This is a genomic window from Salipiger sp. HF18, from assembly GCF_011806505.1.
Classification (GTDB): Bacteria; Pseudomonadota; Alphaproteobacteria; order Rhodobacterales; family Rhodobacteraceae; genus Salipiger; species Salipiger thiooxidans.
Map to the genome: position 1 here is coordinate 1 of NZ_JAATOS010000665.1, position 1,843 is coordinate 1,843.

The 1,843-nt window shown below is 69.1% G+C and carries 1 protein-coding gene; it reads left to right on the forward strand.

What is annotated here, in order from left to right; translation table 11 throughout:
* Positions 1-130: 130 nt before the first annotated feature.
* Positions 131-1,843 (forward strand): TRAP transporter fused permease subunit (locus HC022_RS25620; protein WP_254885271.1); only part of this gene is annotated, 1,713 nt, incomplete at its 3' end.

Consider the following 1,843-nt stretch of genomic DNA (forward strand, 5'->3'; position numbering starts at 1 on the left):
CGCCCGACCCGCGCTTCGCGCAACGGCGGCGCGGCTCCCCCGGCAGATCTTCCGACCCCCGGCACGGGCGCAGGCCCCTGCCCGACCGGCGGCCGCCCCGCAGCTTCCTGACGACCGGAGCCCCTCCAGCATGCAGCCTGAAATCACCATCGAGAGCGTGGGCGACCCCAAGCCCTGGGCCCGTGAGGGCGTACGCCTGACCGGCGCCGCGTGGTTCGCCACGCTGGTCCTGTCCAGCGCCGGCCTTGCGATCATCCTCAACCAGATCTTCAACCTTCAGGTCTTCGGGTTCCGGCCGATCAGCACGTCCTACTACTACATCATCGTCGGGCTCTTCATGCCGGTCGCGTTCCTCACCTCTCCCGCCCGCGAGGCCGACACGGAGCGGGTGCGCTGGTACGACTGGGTGCTGGCGGCGGCGGCCTTCGGCGTCTGCATGTATTTCGCCGCCCACACCGACGAGATCCTCAACCGCGGCTGGGAATTCCAGGCGCCGCTGCCCGTGGTGCTGCAGGCCGGCGCGCTGGTGCTGCTCTCGCTCGAGGCGGTGCGCCGCTGCGCCGGGCTGCCGCTCTTCATCATCTGCGCCATCTTCGCGGCCTTCCCGCTTTATACCGGCTACCTGCCGGGCTTCCTCTGGGGCGTGCAGATGTCGCTGCCCGAAACCGTCCTGAGCCACTCGCTCGGCGTCGAGAGCATCATCGGCATCCCGATCCGGGTGATCGCCGACCTGCTCATCGGCTTCATCGTGTTCGGCGTGGCGCTCACCGTCTCGGGCGGCGGCACCTTCTTCATGGACCTCGCCTCGGCGCTGATGGGCCACGCCCGCGGCGGCCCGGCCAAGGTCGCGATCCTGTCCTCGGGCTTCTTCGGCTCGCTGTCGGGCAGCGTGATCTCGAACGTCATCTCCACCGGCTCGATGACCATCCCCACCATGAAGCGCTGCGGCTACCCGGCGGCCTATGCCGGCGCGGTGGAAAGCTGCGCCTCGACCGGGGGCGCGCTGATGCCGCCGGTGATGGGCTCGGTCGCCTTCGTCATGGCCTCGTTCATGAACGTGCCCTACGCCGAGATCATGGTCGCGGCCACCGTGCCCGCCCTGCTCTTCTACCTCGTGCTGCTGATCCAGACCGACTGCTACGCCGCGCGCAACGGGCTCAAGGGCCTGCCCCGCGACCAGCTTCCGAAGGTCTGGAAGGTGCTGCGCTCGGGCTGGGTCTACCTGATCAGCCTCGCGGTGCTGATGGCGATCCGTCTGGCCCCCAATGCCGAGGCCAGGGCGACCTTCTACGCCGCCGTGCTGCTGGTCCTCACCGCGCTCTTCCGGGCCCGCAAGGACAACATGCTCCGCCCCCTGCTCGACATGGTGATGGAGACCGGCGCCACCATCGGCATGCTGGTGGGCGTGCTCGCCGGGGTCGGCATGGTGGTCGGCGCACTGGCGATCACCGGGGTCGGCAACGCCTTCAGCCGCGAGCTGCTGCAATACGCCGGCGGCAACCCGTACCTGCTGCTGGTCTTCGGCGCACTGACGAGCTTCATCCTCGGCATGGGGATGACGGTCTCGGCCTGCTACATCTTCCTTGCGGTGGTGCTTGCCCCCGCACTGGTGCAGGGCGGCTTCAGCCAGATGGCCAGCCACCTCTTCATCCTCTACTGGGCGATGCTCTCCTATATCACGCCGCCCGTGGCCATGGCCGCCGTCGCGGCCTCGTCGATCGCCAAGGCACCGGCCATGCGCACCGGGGTGACCGCGATGCGGCTCGGCGCCATCCTCTTCGTGCTGCCGTTCCTCTTCGTGCTGCAACCGAGCCTGATCCTCGAGGGCGCGCCCGGCGAGATC